The organism is Rhizobium sp. BK602 (genome assembly GCF_014195095.1).
Lineage (GTDB): Bacteria > Pseudomonadota > Alphaproteobacteria > Rhizobiales > Rhizobiaceae > Rhizobium.
In genome coordinates this window covers 106,189-124,001 of record NZ_JACIBC010000008.1, presented here as the reverse complement: position 1 = coordinate 124,001, position 17,813 = coordinate 106,189, and the positions used below count along the sequence as shown (strand labels likewise).

Here is a 17,813-nt window from a genome sequence, read left to right as displayed (position 1 = left end):
TCACGCCACCTGCGGCTCGCCATCCCGGTCTGGCGCGTTGAGACTGTCGATCCTGCGCAATTGCGGGAAGCCGGTGGCCCAGATGATCGCCACTGCCAGCGTGCCGATGCCGCCGATGACGACGGCGGGGATGGCGCCGAAATAATGCGCCATGGTGCCGGCCCGGAATTCGCCGAGTTCGTTCGAGGCGCCGACGAAGACCATATTGACGGCGTTGACGCGGCCGCGGACATGGTCGGGCGTCCAGAGCGTGATCAGGGTTTCGCGCACATAGACCGAGATCAGGTCGGACGCGCCCATGACGGCAAGAGCGGCGATCGACAGCCACGGCGTCTGCGAGATGCCGAAGATCAGCGTTCCCAGGCCGAACAGGCCGACGCCGACGAACATGCAAAGCCCGGCGCGATGCCGGATCGGATAGGTCGCCAGGAACAGGCCCATGGCGATAGCGCCGAAACTGGGGGCGGCGCGCAACAGGCCGAGGCCCCAGGGTCCGAGCGTCAGCACGTCGCGCGCAAAGACCGGCATCAGCGCGACGGCGCCGCCGAGCAGCACGGCGAAGAGATCGAGCGAGACCGCGCCGAGCACGACTTTTTCCGACCAGATGAAGCGGAAGCCGGCAAGCATTTCGGTGAGGCTTTTCGCTTCATGCGCCACGCGCTGCGGTGGCTTCGGGATCAGGAAGGTCAGCGTCGAGCCGGCGGCGAAGAAGAGGACGGCCACCGTATAGGCGACGTGAGGCCCGACACCATAGAGCAGGCCGCCGGCCACAGGACCGAGAATGGCCGCGGCATCCCAGGACATCGAGTTCCAGGTGATGGCGTTCGACAGATCCGCCGGCGGGATGAGATTGGGCGCCAGCGATTGCATCGCCGGCGACATGAAGGCGCGCTCGATGCCGAAGACGGCGAGGATTGCGAAGACCGCCAGCGGCACGAAACTGCCGGTCACGGTCAGGAACAGCAGCGCGGCCGTGCAGAGGGTGGCGACGAAAATGCAGATGGCGGCAATCATGCGCCGGTTGTAACGGTCGGCGACGGTGCCGGTTACCAGGATGAGCAGCAGCGACGGAGCGAACTGCACCAGGCCGATCAGGCCGAGATAGAGCGGTTGGCCGGTGTGCTCGTACATCTGCCAACCGACCGAGACGCTGACGACCTGCGTGGCGAAAGCGGTCAGGAAACGGGCGAAGAAGAAATAGGTGTAGGCGATATGCCGGAAGGCGGCAAATCGATCTCCGCTGGCAGCGAACGACATGGGGCGAGACTTTCCGACGCGGCAGCCAGCGCAACGGCGCTCGCCTGCCTTTTAAACATGTTTCAGCACGCTTCGGAGCATGGGGCTTGCCCGTTAAGTCGCCAATGTCTACATGTCTGTCAACCGCGAAATGGAGACGGACATGCTCGCCTTATTTCAAACCATTGATCTGGCTTTGAATCTTTATACCTGGGTGCTGATCGCCAGTGCCATTTTCTCCTGGCTCTACGCCTTCAACGTCATCAATTCGAGCAATCAGTTCGTCAATTCGGTCGGAAGCTTCCTCTATGCGGTCACCGAGCCGGTGTTGCGCCCGATCCGCCGCATCCTTCCCGATCTCGGCGGCATCGACATCTCGCCGATCATCCTGCTGCTGATCATCTTCTTCATCCGCTCGCTGATGTGGAATTCGCTCTACCCGATCTTCGTGCGGTGAGCTGCGCCTGGCAGGCCCTGCCGGATCATCTCCGGCTGTTCGTCCGGCTCACGCCCAATGGCGGGCGTGATGCCATAGACGGGGTCGAGACCGGCGCCGATGGCGAAGCCTATCTGAAAGCCCGCGTGTCCGCCGTACCGGAAAAGGGCAAGGCCAACAAGGCGCTGATCGCCTTGCTGGCCAAGAGCCTCGACATCCCCAAATCTTCCCTCAGCCTGATCTCCGGCGATACCGCGCGTAAAAAAATCCTCCGGATCGAGGGCGACCCGGAGGATTTGATAGTCAGGCTGAACGCTCTATCGAAAAGCTGATCACTTCGCCTTCTTGGCGCGCTCGATGGCTTCGACGATGAGCTCGCCGGCCTCCTTGGAGCCGCCCCAGCCATAGATCTTCACCCACTTGCCGGGCTCCAGATCCTTGTAGTGCGCGAAGAAATGCTCGATCTGCTTCAGCGTGATCTCCGGCAGGTCGGTATGTTCCTTGACCTTCTCGTAACGCAGCGTCAGCTTCGGCGAGGGAACGGCAATGATCTTTTCGTCCTTGCCGGAATTGTCTTCCATTTTCAGCACGCCGATCGGGCGGACATTGATGACGCAGCCAGGCACCAGCGGACGCGTGCTGGCAATCAGCACGTCGATCGGGTCGCCGTCTTCGGAAAGCGTATGGGGAACGAAGCCGTAATTGCCCGGATAGGTCATCGGCGTGTAGAGGAAACGGTCGACGACCAGCGTGCCGGCGTCCTTGTCCATTTCATACTTGATCGGGTGACCGCCGACCGGAACTTCAACGATAACGTTAACGTCTTCGGGCGGGTTCTTACCAATGGAAATCGCGTCGATGCGCATGCGTGTCCCCTAAATAATCAGGATGGTTGCCGCAAGCCAAATAATCGGAATCATTCTGCAACGCAACAATGCATTGGTAGAGTTCGGGATTTTAATCGGGGATCGCAGCCGTTGCGGCGCGGCCCGCTCAGGGCCAGACGAAACCGATCTTCTTGATCTGCTTGCGGTCGAAGGTCTCGATGCCCTCGCAGAAATCCGCGCCGCCCTGGTTGCGGTAGAAGCGATCGGCGTTCTCGTTTTCCTCAAGGCACCAGACCACGAGACCCTTGCAGCCAAGCGACTTCAACAGCCGCCGCGCCTCGCCGAATAGCAGCCGGCCAAGGCCGATACCCTGATATTCCGGGCGCAGATAAAGCTCGTAGATTTCGCCTTCCTGCGGCAGCGCGCGGGCGCGATTGAGGCCCAGTGTCGCATAGCCGGCAATCTCACCGGCGACGTCGAGGACCAGAAGCGTTGCCGGGCCGCTGGTCGCCTTGCGCCACCAGGCCTCGCCGCGGCGCTCGATCATCTGGCTGAGAGCACGATGCGGAATGATGCCGGCATAGGCGTACTGCCACGACTGGCGGTGCACCTCCGATATGGCTCGGGCATCATGCGGCTCTGCCCGCCGAACATCGATCGATAACGTCTTCATAACGTTTACTCTGGCCTCGCCCGCCAAAATTAACCATCCTCATTTACTTAGATGGCCGACTTGCCCACAGGCTTTATCCGTGGACGATCTCTGAAAATTAACGCCTTTTTAACCTTTGCCACAAGGGTCCAAAAATCGAACACACAAAATAAAACCCCGGCACAATGGCCGGGGTTATCGGTTCGAAGCGATGCAGGCTGGCCGTTATGCGTAACGGGCCTTTTCCATGCGCTTGCGCTCGTTCGGGTCGAGATACATCTTACGCAGGCGAATCGACTTCGGCGTCACTTCGACCAGCTCGTCGTCCTGAATCCAGGACAGCGCGCGGTCGAGCGTCATGCGGATCGGCGGGGTCAGCTTCACGGCTTCGTCCTTGCCGGCGGCGCGGATGTTGGTGAGCTTCTTGCCCTTCAGCACGTTCACTTCGAGGTCGTTGTCGCGCGAGTGGATGCCGATGATCATGCCGGCATAAACCTTCTCGCCGGCGTCGATGATCATCGGGCCGCGGTCTTCGAGGTTGAACAGCGCATAGGCCACGGCTTCGCCGGCTTCGTTGGCGAGCAGCACGCCGTTGACGCGACCGCCGATCTCGCCCTTGTACGGCTGGTAGTCATGGAACAGACGGTTCATGACGGCGGTGCCGCGCGTGTCGGTCAAAAGTTCCGACTGATAGCCGATCAGGCCGCGGGTCGGCGCGAAGAAGACGAGGCGGACGCGATTGCCGCCGGACGGACGCAGCTCGGCCATTTCAGCCTTACGCTCGGACATCTTCTGCACGACGATACCGGAATGCTCTTCATCGACGTCGATGACGACTTCTTCGATCGGCTCGAGAAGCTCACCGTTTTCGTCCTTGTGCATGACGACGCGCGGGCGCGACACGGCAAGCTCGAAGCCTTCGCGGCGCATGGTTTCGATCAGGACGGCGAGCTGCAATTCGCCGCGGCCGGAGACGTAGAACGAGTCCTTGCCTTCGGCTTCCTCGATCTTCAGCGCGACATTGCCTTCGGCTTCCTTGAACAGGCGATCGCGGATGACGCGCGAGGTAACCTTGTCGCCTTCGGTGCCGGCATAGGGGCTGTCGTTGACGATGAAGGACATGGTGACGGTCGGCGGGTCGATCGGCTGGGCGACCAGCGGCTCGCTGACCTGCGGATCGCAGAACGTGTCGGCGACGGTGCCCTTGGAAAGGCCGGCAATGGCGACGATGTCGCCCGCCTGCGCTTCCTCGATCGGCTGGCGCTCGATGCCGCGGAAGGCGAGGATCTTGGAGATACGGCCGGTTTCGATGAGGTTGCCGTCAGCACCCAGAACCTTGACGGCCTGGTTCGGCTTGATCGAGCCGGAATGGATGCGGCCGGTGATGATACGGCCGAGGAAGGGGTTGGCTTCCAGGATCGTGCCGATCATGCGGAACGGGCCTTCGCCGACGGTCGGCTCCGGAACATGCTTGACGACGAGGTCGAGCAGCGGCGCCAGGCCTTCGTCCTTCGGTCCCTCGGGCGAATAGTTCATCCAGCCGTTACGGCCGGAACCGTAGAGGATCGGGAAATCGAGCTGCTCGTCGGTGGCGTCGAGATTGGCGAAGAGGTCGAAGACCTCGTTGATGACTTCGTCGGCGCGGGCGTCCGGACGGTCGATCTTGTTGATCGCGACGATCGGGCGCAGACCAACCTTCAGTGCCTTGCCGACGACGAACTTGGTCTGCGGCATCGGGCCTTCGGCGGCATCGACGAGAACGATCGCGCCGTCCACCATCGAGAGAATACGCTCGACTTCACCGCCGAAATCGGCGTGGCCGGGGGTGTCGACGATGTTGATGCGGGTATCCTTCCAGACGACCGAGGTCGCCTTGGCGAGAATGGTGATACCGCGTTCCTTTTCCAGATCGTTGGAATCCATGACGCGTTCGGCAACGCGCTGGTTCTCGCGGAAGGAGCCGGACTGCTTCAGAAGCTCGTCGACGAGGGTGGTTTTCCCATGGTCAACGTGCGCGATGATCGCGATGTTGCGAAGTGCCATAATCTTGTATCTCTGGGGCTGAGGCGCGCAATAAAATGAACACGCCAATTACGTTTGGCGCGCTCATACCCTTTTTTTCGCGTTTGCGAAAGGGGGGGAGGACTCGCCCGTTTATGCAAGCGATTGATCCCAACTCATACGGAATGAAATTAAAATCAATTGATTGATCTTAATTTTACAACTAGACTCGGTAGATCAATCGATTGATCCAAAATCCAGAGCGATCGCGTCCATGCTAAATATCTCACCGCAAGAGGTCTACGACGGTTTGAGCTTGGAAAACCCGTGGTGGGAAAGCGGTCGCCCGCTCGATCGAATATCCGCTTTCCCAGAGCGATCCTACCTCGATAGCTTTCAAAAACTGGTGTTTCAGACCGAACCTCGGCGCTCCGTGATCCTGCTCGGACCACGACGGGTCGGAAAGACGGTGATGATCCACCAGACCATTGCTTCTCTGCTTCGAAACGGAGTAGCGGGAATGGACATCGTATACGCGTCGATTGACCGACCCCTTTACAATGGCCAAACGCTTGAAGCCTTTGTTCGCCAGCATCTCGATCATTCTGCTGGCCCACGCGATCGAAAACTTTGGTTTTTCTTTGACGAAGTCCAGTACATGCGCGATTGGGAGCGTGAACTAAAGAGCCTGACAGACCTCTACCCGAACATAAAATTCGTCGCCTCAGGTTCGGCGGCGGCGGCTCTCAAACAGAAATCGCAGGAATCCGGCGCAGGGCGCTTTACCGACTTCTTGCTACCGCCGCTGACATTCGATGAGTTCATCGCATTTCAAGGAGAGCGAAATCCGTCATTCGACAATCTCATGCGCTTTGCCGATGACGGCTTCAAGGAAGCAGGCCGCCTATCCCAGCTCGACATAGCGTTCCTGAATATCCTCTTCGAGCGCTACCTAACCTTTGGCGGCTACCCCGAAGCCGTCATTTCAACCGGCGTCCAAGGCGATCTCAATCGCTTCGTTCGTGAGGATATCGTCGATAAGGTTCTGCTGCGCGATTTACCCAGTCTCTACGGCATAAGCGACACGCGCGAGCTCAACAGCCTTTTCACGACCCTATGCTACAACACAGCCCAGGAAGTGTCGCTGGAAGGGCTCAGCAAGTCGAGTTCCGTCGCCAAGAACACCATCAAGCGATATCTTGAATATCTTGAAGCCGCATTCCTCATTCGGTCGATTACACGCATCGACCAAAATGCCCGTCGCTTTCAACGGCAAGCGACGTTCAAAACCTATCTCGCCAATCCCTCCTTGCGAGCCGCCCTCTTCAGGCCGATCACTCAGGATGACGAATATTTCGGGCATTTGGCGGAAACCGGCGTCCTGAGCCAGTGGATGCATCATCCCGATCTTAATGGCCTCCATTATGCTCGCTGGAACAACGGGGAAGTCGATCTCGTCTATCTCGATCCACCCACACAAAAGCCGGATTGGTTTGTCGAGGTAAAGTGGTCCGATAGATATCTAAACAATTTCAATGAGATGTCTGCATTGAGAGCATTTATGGATACGCACCGCGATACGATCACCAGCGGAATCGTGACAACAAGAACAAAATTCGGAACAAAGAATTACGCTGGCATTGAGATCAGGTTCCAGCCGACCGCCATTTACGCATGGACGGTCGGAAGGAACACGACGAGGAACAATGCCAAAGGTCAGATGGAACTGCTTTTGCTGCCATGATCGGCTAGATCAAGCCGCCAGCCCCTTCTTCCTCAGCATCGCGTCCGGGCTCGGCAGCTTGCCGCGGAAGGCCTTGTAGGTATCTTCCGGGTCGATCGAGCCGCCGACGGAATAGATGTTGGCCTTCAGCTTCGCGGCCATGTCCGCATTGAAGGCGTCGCCGGTTTCCTCGAAGGCGGAGAAGGCGTCGGCGTCGAGCACTTCCGACCACATGTAGGAATAATAGCCGGCCGAATAGCCGTCACCGGAGAACACATGCTGGAAGTGCGGCGTGGCGTGGCGCATGACGATCGATTTCGGCATGCCGATCTCCGAGAGCACCTCGGCCTGCACCGCCATCGGATCCTCGACGGCGCCGCGCGTGTGGAAGGCCATGTCGACCAGCGCCGAAGAGGTGAACTCCACCGTATTGAAGCCGGCATTGAAGGTGCGGGCCGCCAGCACCTTATCCAGCAGCGCCTGCGGAATCGGCGCGCCGGTCTCGTAATGCACGGCATATTCCTTGAGGATCGCCGGCACCGTCAGCCAATGCTCGTAGAGCTGCGACGGCAGCTCGACGAAATCGCGCGACACGCCGGTGCCCGACACCGATGGATAGGTGACGTTGGAGAGCATGCCGTGCAACGCATGGCCGAACTCGTGGAACAGGGTGCGGGCATCGTCGAGCGACAACAGTGCCGGCTTGCCTTCGGCCGGCTTGGCGAAATTGCAGACATTATAGATGATCGGTAGCTCGCCGACAGCGCCGTTCTTCAGCGGCAATTTATGCTGCGACTGGAAAGAACTCATCCATGCACCGGAGCGTTTCGAGCCGCGAGCGAAGTAATCGCCGAGGAACAGAGCCACCAGCTTGTCGGAACGGTCGCGGATCTCGAAGACGCGCACGTCGGGGTGGTAGGCGGGGATGCCCTTCTGCTCGACGGCGCGGATGCCGAAAAGACGGCCGGCGACATCGAAACAGGCGGCGATGATCTTTTCGAGCTGCAGATAGGGCTTCAGCTCCGTCTCGGAGAAATCGAACTTCCGCGTCCGGATCTTCTCGGCGTAATGCCGCCAGTCCCAGGGCATGACCTCGTGATTGCGCCCTTCCTCGGCGATCAGGCCGGCAATATCGCGCTCCTCTTCGCCCGCCCGCGCCGCGGCCTTCGCCCAGACCGCCTTGAGGAGATCGTTCACCGCGTCAGGCGTCTTCGCCATGGTATTGTCGAGCTTCAGCTCGGCGAAATTGGCGTAGCCAAGCAGCTTGGCCTTTTCGGCCCTCAGCGCCAGCGTCTCGCGGATGATTTCGCGATTGTCGGTCTCGCCGCCATTGGCGCCGCGTGCCACCCAGGCCTTGAAGGCCTGTTCGCGCAGATCCCGGCGCTCGGAGGCGGTGAGGAACGGCTCGATGATCGAACGCGACAGGGTGACGGCATATTTGCCTTCTTCGCCGCGCTCGCGCGCCGCCCCCGCCATCGCATCGCGCAGATAATCCGGAATGCCGGCCAGATCGGCCTCCTCGGACAACAGCAGCGCCCAGCTCTTTTCATCGGCCAGCACATTCTGGCCGAACTGCGCGCCGAGGCCGGCGAGCCTCTCGTTGATCGCGGAAAGCCGCTCCTGCTCGGGCTTCGGCAGCTTGGCGCCCGACTTGACGAAACCCTTCCAGTGCCGCTCCAGCACGCGGGTCTCCTCCAGCGTCAGGCCGAGGCCCTCGCGGCCCTCCCACAGCGCATCGATGCGGGCAAACAGCGCGGCATTGGTGCCGATCTTCGAATAATGCCTTGCCATCTTCGGCGCGATCTCGCGCTCCAGCGCCTGGATCACTTCATTGGTATGGGCGCCCGCCTTGTTCCAGAACAGCGCGGAAATGCGCGACAGCGCGTCACCGGCGATTTCAAGTGCCGTTACCGTATTGGCGAAGGTCGGCGCTTCGCCATTCTTGGCGATCGCGTCGATCTCCGCCTCGTGCGAGGCCAGCGCCGCATCGAAGGCGGGCGCGAAATCGGCGTCCTTCACCGCGTCGAAACGGGGCAGACCCTGGTGTCCGGTCCATTCGACGAGCGCGGGGTTGACGGCTTGGGAAGACATGCGGGGCATCCTTTCGGCAGACATCTGATCGAAGCACGATATAAGGTCCGGCCGGCGCGATTGGTATGGCCGGACGGATGAAATAATGAGGGAATGATCAGGCCTTGCGCCAGCCGAGCAGGCCTGGCGTCGCATGCCACAGCGCCTGCGCGGCAAAGCCCATGAACAGCACGCCGGAGCAGCGCACGATCAGCCGCTCATGCGCGCGATAGAAGCGCCGGACCGTGCCGGCGCCGATGACGCCGATCAGGATGAGGTCGGCCGTGATGAAACCCGCAAGCGAAACCGTCAATAGCAGCGGCAGCGCGCTGAAGGTGAGCGCGCCCGCCGAACCGGCCACCAAAGCTGTGAAGGTCGCCAGCGCCACGGGATAACCCTTGGGATTGGTGACGCCGAAGATCAGGCCGCGGCGAAACGGGCGGTCGACATTGAGAAGCGCCTTGCCGTCCTCCCTCGGTTTCGCGGTAAACGCGCTCCAGCCGATCCAGGCGAGATAGACGCCGCAGAGCAATCCCAAAAGGTCGAAGACGAAGGTGCCGATCGTTTTCGCACCGACGATGGCCACCAGTGCGAGCGAAGACCAGATGAGATCGCCGACCAGATGGCCGCTCATGAAAAACGCGCCCGCCTTGCGGCCCTGGCCCGCGCCGATACCGAGCAGCGCCAGGAAAGCGGGGCCGGGAATGAGCACATAGAACAGCGCGGCCAGGAACGCGCCGAGAATAAGAGATTGCGTCATATTGGAAGTTCCCGCTTGTAATTTTGACAGATTAGCGACGTGCCTATCCGGGTCAAGCCAACAAGTCTCTCGAAAGCCGATGAAGGCGTTGTGTTCGCGGGGTGAAACCAATAAGAATCCAGTGGGGCCTAAAAACAAAGCGTAAGTAGGGAAAACGCTTATGAACAGCAGGATAGATACGGATTCGCTTGCCTTTCTTTTGGCTGACTGTGCCCGGCTGATGCGCACCGCTTTCGAGCGTCGCATCCTGGTCGCCGGGCTCGGTCTGACGGCAGGCGAAGCACGCACGTTAATTCAGGTCGCCGCGGTCAACGGCAGCCGGCAGCTCGATATCGCCACTCGCATGGGACTGGAGCCGATGACGGTCAGCGCCTTTCTCGACAAATTGCAGGCGCGCGGTCTGATCGAGCGCCAGCCCGATCCTCTCGACCGCCGTGCCAAGCGCATCGTGCTGTCGGAAGCGGCGGACGCCAAGCTGAAGCAGATCGGCTGTGAGATCAGGGCGGTGGAGCGCGACGCGACACAGGGCTTCGAGCATAACCTGCAGGACGAGCTGCGCCATGCGCTCTGCACCTTCCGCCGCAATCTGCAGAATGCGGAGCAGCCGGCCGAGCTGGAGCGCGAGCTCAGGCCCGCCGAATAAGGCGAACTCCGTCGGCCACGAAAAAGCCCGCCTCCGGCGACCGGAAGCGGGCTGATTGCGGCTCTGCGGGCAGGCCTATTACTTCGAGAGATTGCGCTTGGCGAGCGTGCGCAGGCGCAGCGCGTTGAGCTTGATGAAGCCGGCCGCATCCTTCTGGTCGTAAGCGCCCTGATCGTCTTCGAAAGTAACCAGCTTGTCGGAGTAGAGAGACTTCGGGCTCTCGCGGCCGATGACCATGACGTTACCCTTGTAGAGCTTCAGCGTCACTTCGCCTTCGACATGCTCCTGGCTCTTGTCGATCAGCGCCTGCAGCATTTCGCGCTCCGGCGAGAACCAGAAGCCGTAATAGATGAGCTCGGCGTAACGCGGCATCAGTTCGTCCTTGAGGTGCGCGGCACCGCGGTCGAGCGTGATGGATTCGATGGCGCGGTGGGCGGCGAGCAGGATCGTGCCGCCGGGGGTCTCGTAGACGCCGCGCGACTTCATGCCGACGAACCGGTTTTCGACGAGGTCGAGACGACCGATACCGTTGTCGCGGCCGTAATCGTTGAGCTTCGCCAGCAACGTCGCCGGGCTCAGGCGCTCGCCGTTGATCGAGACGGCATCACCCTTCTCGAAGCCGATCTTGATGATCGTCGCCTTGTCGGGAGCGGCCTCCGGAGAGATCGTGCGCATGTGCACATATTCCGGCGCTTCCTGCGACGGATCTTCCAGAACCTTGCCCTCGGAGGAGGAGTGAAGCAAATTGGCATCGACGGAGAACGGCGCCTCGCCCTTCTTGTCCTTGGCAACCGGGATCTGATGCTTTTCGGCGAATTCGAGCAGGTCGGTGCGGCTCTTGAACGACCAGTCGCGCCAGGGCGCGATGATCTTGATATCCGGGTTCAGCGCATAGGCCGATAGTTCGAAACGAACCTGGTCATTGCCCTTGCCGGTCGCGCCATGCGCGATGGCGTCAGCGCCGGTCTTTCGGGCGATGTCGATGAGATGCTTGGAGATCAGCGGACGGGCGATCGAGGTGCCGAGCAGATAGACGCCTTCGTAGACGGCATTGGCGCGGAACATCGGGAAGACGAAATCGCGCACGAATTCCTCGCGCACGTCCTCGATGTAGATTTCCTTGATGCCGAGCAGTTCGGCCTTCTTACGCGCCGGCTCCAGCTCTTCGCCCTGGCCGAGATCGGCGGTGAAGGTGACGACTTCGGCGCCGAGCTCCGTCTGCAGCCACTTCAGGATAATCGAGGTGTCGAGACCGCCGGAATAGGCGAGAACGACTTTCTTCACGTCTTTATGTGATGCCATGGTGATTTCCGTTTCAAGGCGAGCCAGGGAAGAGGCCCGCAAACCCTGTATCGCGGCACTTTTAGCGAGATTATCGTGAGGTGCAAGGGGAAGTGCGGCGGGATACGCTGCCGATCGATATGCAAAGACGATGGTTTCAGAAACTATGTTCTATTTCGTCCGGCATCGGTGTGAGCCCCGTTCTGATCGTCTCAGCCTGCCACCACGTCGCGTCCTTCGGCATTCTCGCGCGGCGAAGAGGCTCCATTTCCGTAAAAATAAATCGCCTCCGATAAGCGCTGGGGCTCTCCACCAGATAGACCGGCTTCATCCTTTCCGAACCGAGAAACCATGGGCGCTTGAGAAAGCGTGCTGGATCTTCCGTCCATTCCGGCGCTCGACCCAATTCCCATCTTCGGCAAAGGTGCTCTGCGATAGCGCCCATAAGGGCATCGAACCTTTCGTCACCCGTCAACGGGGCCTCATCCTCGAGCCGTGCACGACGATCACTCGCGGTACGAGCACTATAGAAACTATCGAGAAAGCTTGCGAGATGAAACCGAAACGCGCTGCCCGTCTCAAGGTGCGAGCGGACCGCCTCTGCCAGCGTTCCATGTCGGCTGTTCTCGGCTTGTGGCATTGTAGTCATCCACGAGGCCCTGGATCTTGAGTTTCATCCGTGTCGAAACCAGCGGCGCGACGATACCGGGGATATTAGGGTAGCATTGCCTCATGAGATCGACAATCTTATCGAACGTATCGATGCCGGTGACGGCCATCAGCGACAGCGCATCGGAGCTGTCGGTCAGATTCTTCTCATCATCGTCGGCGCGATTGGCGAGAATCTTCATTGCGAGCAGATATTCCGGCGTCGGAGTAAAAATGCGCAGGCCGATGCCTGAGCCATCGCGTGGATAATCCCTGAACTGCAACAGATTTGGCGCGGGATTGCCGCGTGGCGGCGCGAATTGCTTTGCAGCCTGATTCAGCCATTCCGGCGGAAGTTGCCTTCGCCGCGTGACAGCTTCGACAACGTCTCGCGCTTTATCCTGCTGATTGAGATAGACGGCATCGACGTCTTCCGATGATTGCCGGATATCCGAGGCCAAAACCAGGCAGGAGCCACCATAGATGGCCATATCGAGAATGATTCCCCGCTCCGCTGCCAGATTGCCGATGGCGTCGAACGCATCCTCTATCGCCGCCCTATCGAGCTGTTTTTCGCCGGCCATACCTGTCTCCACATTCACATCAGTATAGATGCCGTCAGTAGGCAATGAAAGCTGTCGATATGCGTGTCATTGGTGTTGCAATCAGCTGTCATGAGATGGATTTCGATTTGACACATCAAATTGAGCGATCATATCTGCCAATATCCGAACAATGCCCGGGGAGGACCCTGCTCGTGACCGATATTCAAGCCATTTTCAAGACATCCAATGTTGCCGTCATCACCGGCGGTGCCTCCGGCATCGGCCTTGCCGCGGCCAAATATTTCGCCTCGCTCGGCATGAGCGTCGCCATTGCCGATCTCGGTGGCGAGCGCCTGGCCGATGCGCGTGCCGAACTCGAGGCGATCGCCGGGGAGGCCCATGTCATGGCCGTCGAAACCGACGTCGCGCAGAAGGAGGCGCTCGAAGCGCTGGAGCGCGCCGTCCTGCAGCGTTTCGGCCGGGTGCACGTCTTGATGAACAATGCCGGCATCGGCCCGGAAACCTCGATCTTCAGCCCGCAGGCCGGTTGGGACGCCATTCTCGGCGTCAATCTCCTGGGCGTCATCAACGGCACCCGGGTCTTCGGACCGGCAATGCTGGCACATGGCGAGCCGGGCCTGATCATCAATACCGGCTCGAAGCAGGGCATCACCACGCCGCCCGGCAACCCGGCCTACAATGTCTCCAAGGCCGGCGTGAAGGTCTTTACCGAAGCCTTGCAGCATGAGCTGCGCAACACCGAGGGCGCGAAGATCTCCGCGCATCTGCTCATCCCCGGCTTCGTCTTCACGGGGCTCACCAAGGGCGACCGCCGGGAAAAGCCGGCCGGCGCCTGGACGGCGGAGCAGACGGTCGAGTTCATGGTGGAAAGCCTGACGCGCGGCGATTTCTACATTCTCTGCCCGGACAACGACGTGGCCCGGCCGACCGACGAGCGCCGCATGCTCTGGGCCGCCGGCGACATCGTCGAAAACCGCCCGCCGCTATCGCGCTGGCATCCGGACTATGCCGACAAGTTCAAGGCCTTCCTCGAACGGAAGGACTGATTTGCAAACAGCCGAAAGCCGGATAGAAGACGCTGATCTCCCATCCGGCTTTCGGTGCTTCAATGGACTTCATACCCAGCCTGTCGACCCTCCTCGCCTTTTCCGCCGCGACCCTGCTTCTCGCGATGACCCCCGGCCCGGACATGACGCTTTCGATCAGCCGCGCCCTGGCGCAGGGAAAAAGGGCGGCGCTCTTCGTGGTCCTCGGCACCACCCTCGGCGTCGTCGTCCACACCTGCCTGGTGGCCTTCGGCATCTCGGCGCTGATCACGGCCTCGCCCGTCGCCTTCACCATCCTGAAGACCGGCGGCGCGGCCTATCTGCTGTGGCTGGCGATCCAGGCGATCCGCTTCGGTTCCAGCCTGTCGGTCAAGAAAATGGATGAGGTCAAGGGAACGCCGCTTGCCAACATCTCCAACGGCTTCTGGGTCAATCTGCTGAACCCGAAGGTCATCATCTTCTTCATGACCTTCCTGCCGCAGTTCGTCACGGCGGGCGACCCGGCCGTCACACACAAGCTGCTGTTCCTGGGATTCTTCTTCATCCTTGTCGGCATGCCGGTGAATATGCTCGTCGTGCTTGCCGCCGACGGCCTGTCGTCCTGGCTGCAAAACAATCGCCGCGTCCTTCGCGGCCTCGACTATACCTTCGCCGGCGTGTTTTCGATCTTCGCGGCGAAGATTTTCCTCACCCAGGCTCGTTGAGCGCGCCTCCGGCAAAGCGGCCGGCGATCCACCAGTAGACCGTGGCGCTGGCGGCGCCAAGGAAGGCAAAACAGACGAAAATGGTGATCAGGTTGAGGGTCTGCGGTCGCTCCACGCCGCCCGAGATCAACACGGACGCCACTGCCGACAGCAGGGCACCGTAGATCGCATAGCCGTACCAACGGCGCATGCCGCGCCACTCGAAAATCGCAATGACGGCGAGCGACGGCAGGACGCTGACGATCATCGCAAGCTTGGTCAGGGCGATGGTGAGCGCGAACAGCTCCGGAGCGGCGGTTCCCGGCATCGTCCAGGCGGCGACGCAGGCAAGAACGAAACCCATCGCCACGCAAGCGCCGACATAGCCCCACAGGAGCCTGAGCGGCCTGCGTAAACCAAGCAGCATCAATCTCAATCCTCGCCGTGATTGGCGATCATCATGGCCTCGAAGGCCAGCCGCTCGGTCTTGCGCATGCGCTCGGATTCCGACTTCAGCTGACCGCAGGCGGCGAGAATGTCGCGGCCACGCGGCGTGCGGATCGGCGAGGCATAGCCGGCCGAATTGATGAAATCGGCGAATTTCTCGATCTGCTCCCAGTCCGAACACTGATAGTTCGTGCCGGGCCAGGGATTGAAGGGGATGAGGTTGATCTTGGCCGGAACGCCCTTCAGGAGCTGGATCAGGCCCTTGGCGTCCTCCAGACTGTCGTTGACGCCCTTCAGCATCACATATTCGAAGGTGATGCGCCGGGCGTTCGACAGGCCGGGATAGGCGCGGCAGGCGTCCATCAGTTCCTTCAGCGGATATTTCTTGTTGATCGGCACCAGCATGTCGCGCAGGTCGTCGCGCACCGCATGCAGCGAGATCGCCAGCATGACGCCGATCTCGTCACCGGTGCGGTAGATTTCCGGCACGACGCCGGAAGTTGAAAGGGTGATACGCCGCTTGGAAAGCGACAAGCCGTCGCCGTCGGAGGCGATCAGCAACGCCGTCTTGACGCTGTCGAAATTATAGAGCGGCTCGCCCATGCCCATCATGACGATATTGCTGACCTTGCGTCCCTCAGCCGGCATGATCGTGCCCTGCGGCGCTTCGCGATCCGGAAAATCGCCGAGCCGATCGCGCGCCAGGAGCAGCTGCGACAGGATCTCCTCCGCCGTCAGATTGCGCACCAGGCGCTGCGTGCCGGTGTGACAGAAGGAACAGGTGAGCGAACAGCCGACCTGGCTGGAAATGCAGAGCGTGCCGCGGCCCTCTTCTGGAATATAGACGGCCTCGATCTCGACGGGCCGGCCGGCGCCGCGCGGCGGAAAGCGCAGCAGCCACTTGCGCGTGCCGTCGTTGGAGACCTGCTCCTCGACGATCTCCGGACGCGCGATGGTGAAATGCGTCTTCAGCATTTCGCGCATGTCCTTGGAGACATTCGCCATGGCGTCGAAATCGGAGACGCCGCGCACATAGATCCAGTTCCAGAGCTGGCTGACGCGCATCTTGATCTGCTTGTCGGCCACACCCTTTTCCTTGAGCGCCGCGCCCATCTCCTCGCGCGTCAAGCCGATCAGCGACGGTTTCGGCGAAAACTCCACAGGCTGCGACACGGGCATCGGCTTCAGCTTGGACGGGGTCATGACATCGATGGCGGACATAGGATCATTCCAACGGTTGATATCAGCGATGCCGCAAAAGCTAACAAAGCTGCGGATGCGGGCAAGGCGCGAAAATCAGAAGGTTCATCTAGGTGCGGGCAAGAAACTTGCAAAACACACCGCTTGTTGGCGCGGCCTTTAGCATTAATTTCAGTCCGCGTCATCCCTCTTGAAACGGCAAAGGCCAGCCACCCGGGCCGGCCTTGGCATTTCGGTTTCGATGGAACCCGCAATCACTTTGGCGTGATCGCGATATCATCGATCTTATTTGCAGTTTTCGATCTGCTTCAGGGCGGCGGTGACGCCCTTCAGGGAGTAGGTATAGGTCGTGCCGGTGCCCCGCTTCGAGGTCGCCGTGACCTTCAGCGAATGGCCGGACTTGAGCGCTGCGACCAGCGCCGGTTCCTGCGCGGCGTTCTCGACCCAGGCGGCCTTGTCCTTGGTAAACAATACGAAGGTCTTGTTGTCGATGACGACGTCGACCTTGGAATTCTCCTTGAGCGGATAGCCCATCATCGCCTGCGGCTCGTAGGAGATATTCTGGCCCGGGCGCTGCGAAACGATGAAGAAGTTGTCGCCGTGGTCAATGCCCGAAGCCGGCAGCTTGGTCGTCGGCACGGAAAGAACATAGCAAACCTTGCCCGCGCCGGACTGATAGGAGTAGGCGCCCCATGCGTCGAATTGCTGGATGCGCGTCGGAGCTCCGGGGGCTGCCGCCTGCGCCTGTGGCTGTGCGGGCGCCTGCTTCTTGTTGGTTTGCGCGGATGCAATGCCGGTGCCGGCCAGAACGAGCGAGAGGGCGATTGCGAAGCTTTTTACAAACATGGTTTCCTGCCGATTTCTTGCGGTCCAGAGCTCGAGGCGATTTGAGAACGCACGCCTGCCTATGCTCATGAGCTGCCCTATTTTGACTTTATTCAGGTTACCAAACCGTCAACGGGGTCATGACAACCCCCGGTCTGTGCCATTTCAATCCGAGTGCCGTGCCCGGCCTGAAATGCATCAGGAGGAATTGGAAAACCCAGATGGCGGAATACCATCCTACGGATCGATTTAAGACAGAAAGATTCAGGCAAGAATTTGACCTCTCTAAAATCAGAGAGGCCTCATAAGGGCCTGGAAAGCCGGCAGGATTCCCGGCACCGCCGGGCGGGCACCCATCAGGCGGTCTTGACCGCCTCGGGCTCGTTGGCCAGAGCCCGGTCGGCGGCATCGTAATGCTCCTGGCGGATATGGCCCTTGATCATGCTGAAGGCGAGCGTCAGGACGGCAACGTCATCCGAAAAGCCGATGACCGCGAAAAAATCGGGGATAATGTCGACCGGCATGACGAAATAGCCGAGCGCGGCCAAAAGTACACCGCGAACGCGGGTCGGCGTCTGCGGATCGAGCGCGCAGTAGAAGGCCGCGACGACATCGCGGGAAAACGGAATATGGCGGGCAGCCTTGCGCAGGGTCGGCCAGAACTTGCTGCGTACCGACTTCTCCTGCCGCTCTTGGGTCTCTTCGTCACCAGGCATCAGGATTTCCCCATACTTGATGTCATCCATTCCATTCATCCTATCGAGGTCCT

General features: G+C 60.4%; 18 protein-coding genes. 6 read left to right on the top strand and 12 right to left on the bottom strand.

The window, feature by feature from the left end; translation table 11 throughout:
* Complete coding sequence (locus tag FHX11_RS24010) at positions 1 to 1,257, bottom strand: MFS transporter (RefSeq protein WP_184361949.1); 1,257 nt, start codon at positions 1,255 to 1,257, stop codon at positions 1 to 3.
* A 112-nt stretch (positions 1,258 to 1,369) separates the two neighbouring features.
* Between FHX11_RS24010 and FHX11_RS24005 the strand changes: the two genes are divergently transcribed.
* Positions 1,370 to 1,693: a YggT family protein gene (locus FHX11_RS24005; RefSeq protein WP_184361947.1), complete on the top strand. Its 324-nt coding sequence runs from the start codon at positions 1,370 to 1,372 to the stop codon at positions 1,691 to 1,693.
* On the top strand, positions 1,690 to 2,004 hold the full coding sequence (locus FHX11_RS24000; protein ID WP_184362377.1) for a DUF167 domain-containing protein: 315 nt from the start codon (positions 1,690 to 1,692) through the stop codon (positions 2,002 to 2,004). Before FHX11_RS24005 ends, FHX11_RS24000 begins: the two co-directional genes overlap by 4 nt.
* Here FHX11_RS24000 and ppa read toward each other — a convergent pair whose 3' ends face one another.
* From ppa to typA, 3 genes are all read right to left on the bottom strand, one after another.
* The gene (ppa, locus tag FHX11_RS23995; protein ID WP_184361945.1) at positions 2,005 to 2,538 is read right to left on the bottom strand and encodes an inorganic diphosphatase; all 534 of its coding nucleotides are present in this window, start codon (positions 2,536 to 2,538) and stop codon (positions 2,005 to 2,007) included.
* A gap of 127 nt (positions 2,539 to 2,665) precedes the next feature.
* Positions 2,666 to 3,172: a GNAT family N-acetyltransferase gene (locus FHX11_RS23990; protein ID WP_184361943.1), complete on the bottom strand. Its 507-nt coding sequence runs from the start codon at positions 3,170 to 3,172 to the stop codon at positions 2,666 to 2,668.
* Between the two features lie 204 nt (positions 3,173 to 3,376).
* Positions 3,377 to 5,194, bottom strand: a complete 1,818-nt coding sequence (gene typA / locus FHX11_RS23985; protein WP_184361940.1) for a translational GTPase TypA — start codon at positions 5,192 to 5,194, stop codon at positions 3,377 to 3,379.
* A gap of 232 nt (positions 5,195 to 5,426) precedes the next feature.
* On the opposite strand from typA, the gene FHX11_RS23980 reads away from it, so the two are divergent.
* Positions 5,427 to 6,896: an ATP-binding protein gene (locus FHX11_RS23980; protein WP_184361937.1), complete on the top strand. Its 1,470-nt coding sequence runs from the start codon at positions 5,427 to 5,429 to the stop codon at positions 6,894 to 6,896.
* Positions 6,897 to 6,905: 9 nt separating this feature from the next.
* Here FHX11_RS23980 and FHX11_RS23975 read toward each other — a convergent pair whose 3' ends face one another.
* A complete protein-coding gene (locus FHX11_RS23975) occupies positions 6,906 to 8,975 on the bottom strand; it encodes a M3 family metallopeptidase (protein ID WP_184362374.1) in 2,070 nt (689 codons plus the stop codon).
* An 88-nt stretch (positions 8,976 to 9,063) separates the two neighbouring features.
* Complete coding sequence (locus FHX11_RS23970; RefSeq protein ID WP_184361934.1) at positions 9,064 to 9,705, bottom strand: LysE family translocator; 642 nt, start codon at positions 9,703 to 9,705, stop codon at positions 9,064 to 9,066.
* 160 nt (positions 9,706 to 9,865) lie between these two features.
* On the opposite strand from FHX11_RS23970, the gene FHX11_RS23965 reads away from it, so the two are divergent.
* A complete protein-coding gene (locus FHX11_RS23965; RefSeq protein ID WP_184361932.1) occupies positions 9,866 to 10,348 on the top strand; it encodes a MarR family winged helix-turn-helix transcriptional regulator in 483 nt (160 codons plus the stop codon).
* Positions 10,349 to 10,426: 78 nt separating this feature from the next.
* Here FHX11_RS23965 and FHX11_RS23960 read toward each other — a convergent pair whose 3' ends face one another.
* A complete protein-coding gene (locus FHX11_RS23960; RefSeq protein ID WP_184361929.1) occupies positions 10,427 to 11,650 on the bottom strand; it encodes an argininosuccinate synthase in 1,224 nt (407 codons plus the stop codon).
* Between the two features lie 557 nt (positions 11,651 to 12,207).
* Positions 12,208 to 12,906 (bottom strand): hypothetical protein, encoded by a 699-nt coding sequence (locus FHX11_RS23955; RefSeq protein WP_184361926.1) that lies wholly within the window; start codon positions 12,904 to 12,906, stop codon positions 12,208 to 12,210.
* Between the two features lie 128 nt (positions 12,907 to 13,034).
* Between FHX11_RS23955 and FHX11_RS23950 the strand changes: the two genes are divergently transcribed.
* A complete protein-coding gene (locus FHX11_RS23950) occupies positions 13,035 to 13,889 on the top strand; it encodes an SDR family NAD(P)-dependent oxidoreductase (RefSeq protein WP_184361923.1) in 855 nt (284 codons plus the stop codon).
* Positions 13,890 to 13,951: 62 nt separating this feature from the next.
* Entirely contained in the window at positions 13,952 to 14,593 is a 642-nt protein-coding gene (locus tag FHX11_RS23945) for a LysE family translocator (RefSeq protein ID WP_184361920.1), read from the top strand.
* Here the strand turns inward: FHX11_RS23945 and FHX11_RS23940 are convergent.
* The 4 genes from FHX11_RS23940 to FHX11_RS23925 form a co-directional block, all read right to left on the bottom strand.
* On the bottom strand, positions 14,577 to 14,999 hold the full coding sequence (locus FHX11_RS23940; RefSeq protein WP_184361917.1) for a hypothetical protein: 423 nt from the start codon (positions 14,997 to 14,999) through the stop codon (positions 14,577 to 14,579). The two genes, FHX11_RS23945 and FHX11_RS23940, sit on opposite strands and share 17 nt — an antisense overlap.
* Before the next feature lie 5 nt (positions 15,000 to 15,004).
* On the bottom strand, positions 15,005 to 16,240 hold the full coding sequence (gene rlmN / locus FHX11_RS23935) for a 23S rRNA (adenine(2503)-C(2))-methyltransferase RlmN (protein WP_184361915.1): 1,236 nt from the start codon (positions 16,238 to 16,240) through the stop codon (positions 15,005 to 15,007).
* A gap of 264 nt (positions 16,241 to 16,504) precedes the next feature.
* Complete coding sequence (locus FHX11_RS23930) at positions 16,505 to 17,065, bottom strand: invasion associated locus B family protein (RefSeq protein WP_184361912.1); 561 nt, start codon at positions 17,063 to 17,065, stop codon at positions 16,505 to 16,507.
* Between the two features lie 335 nt (positions 17,066 to 17,400).
* Positions 17,401 to 17,790, bottom strand: coding sequence for a YkvA family protein (locus FHX11_RS23925; RefSeq protein WP_184361909.1), 390 nt, complete (start codon positions 17,788 to 17,790; stop codon positions 17,401 to 17,403).
* Positions 17,791 to 17,813: the final 23 nt, after the last annotated feature.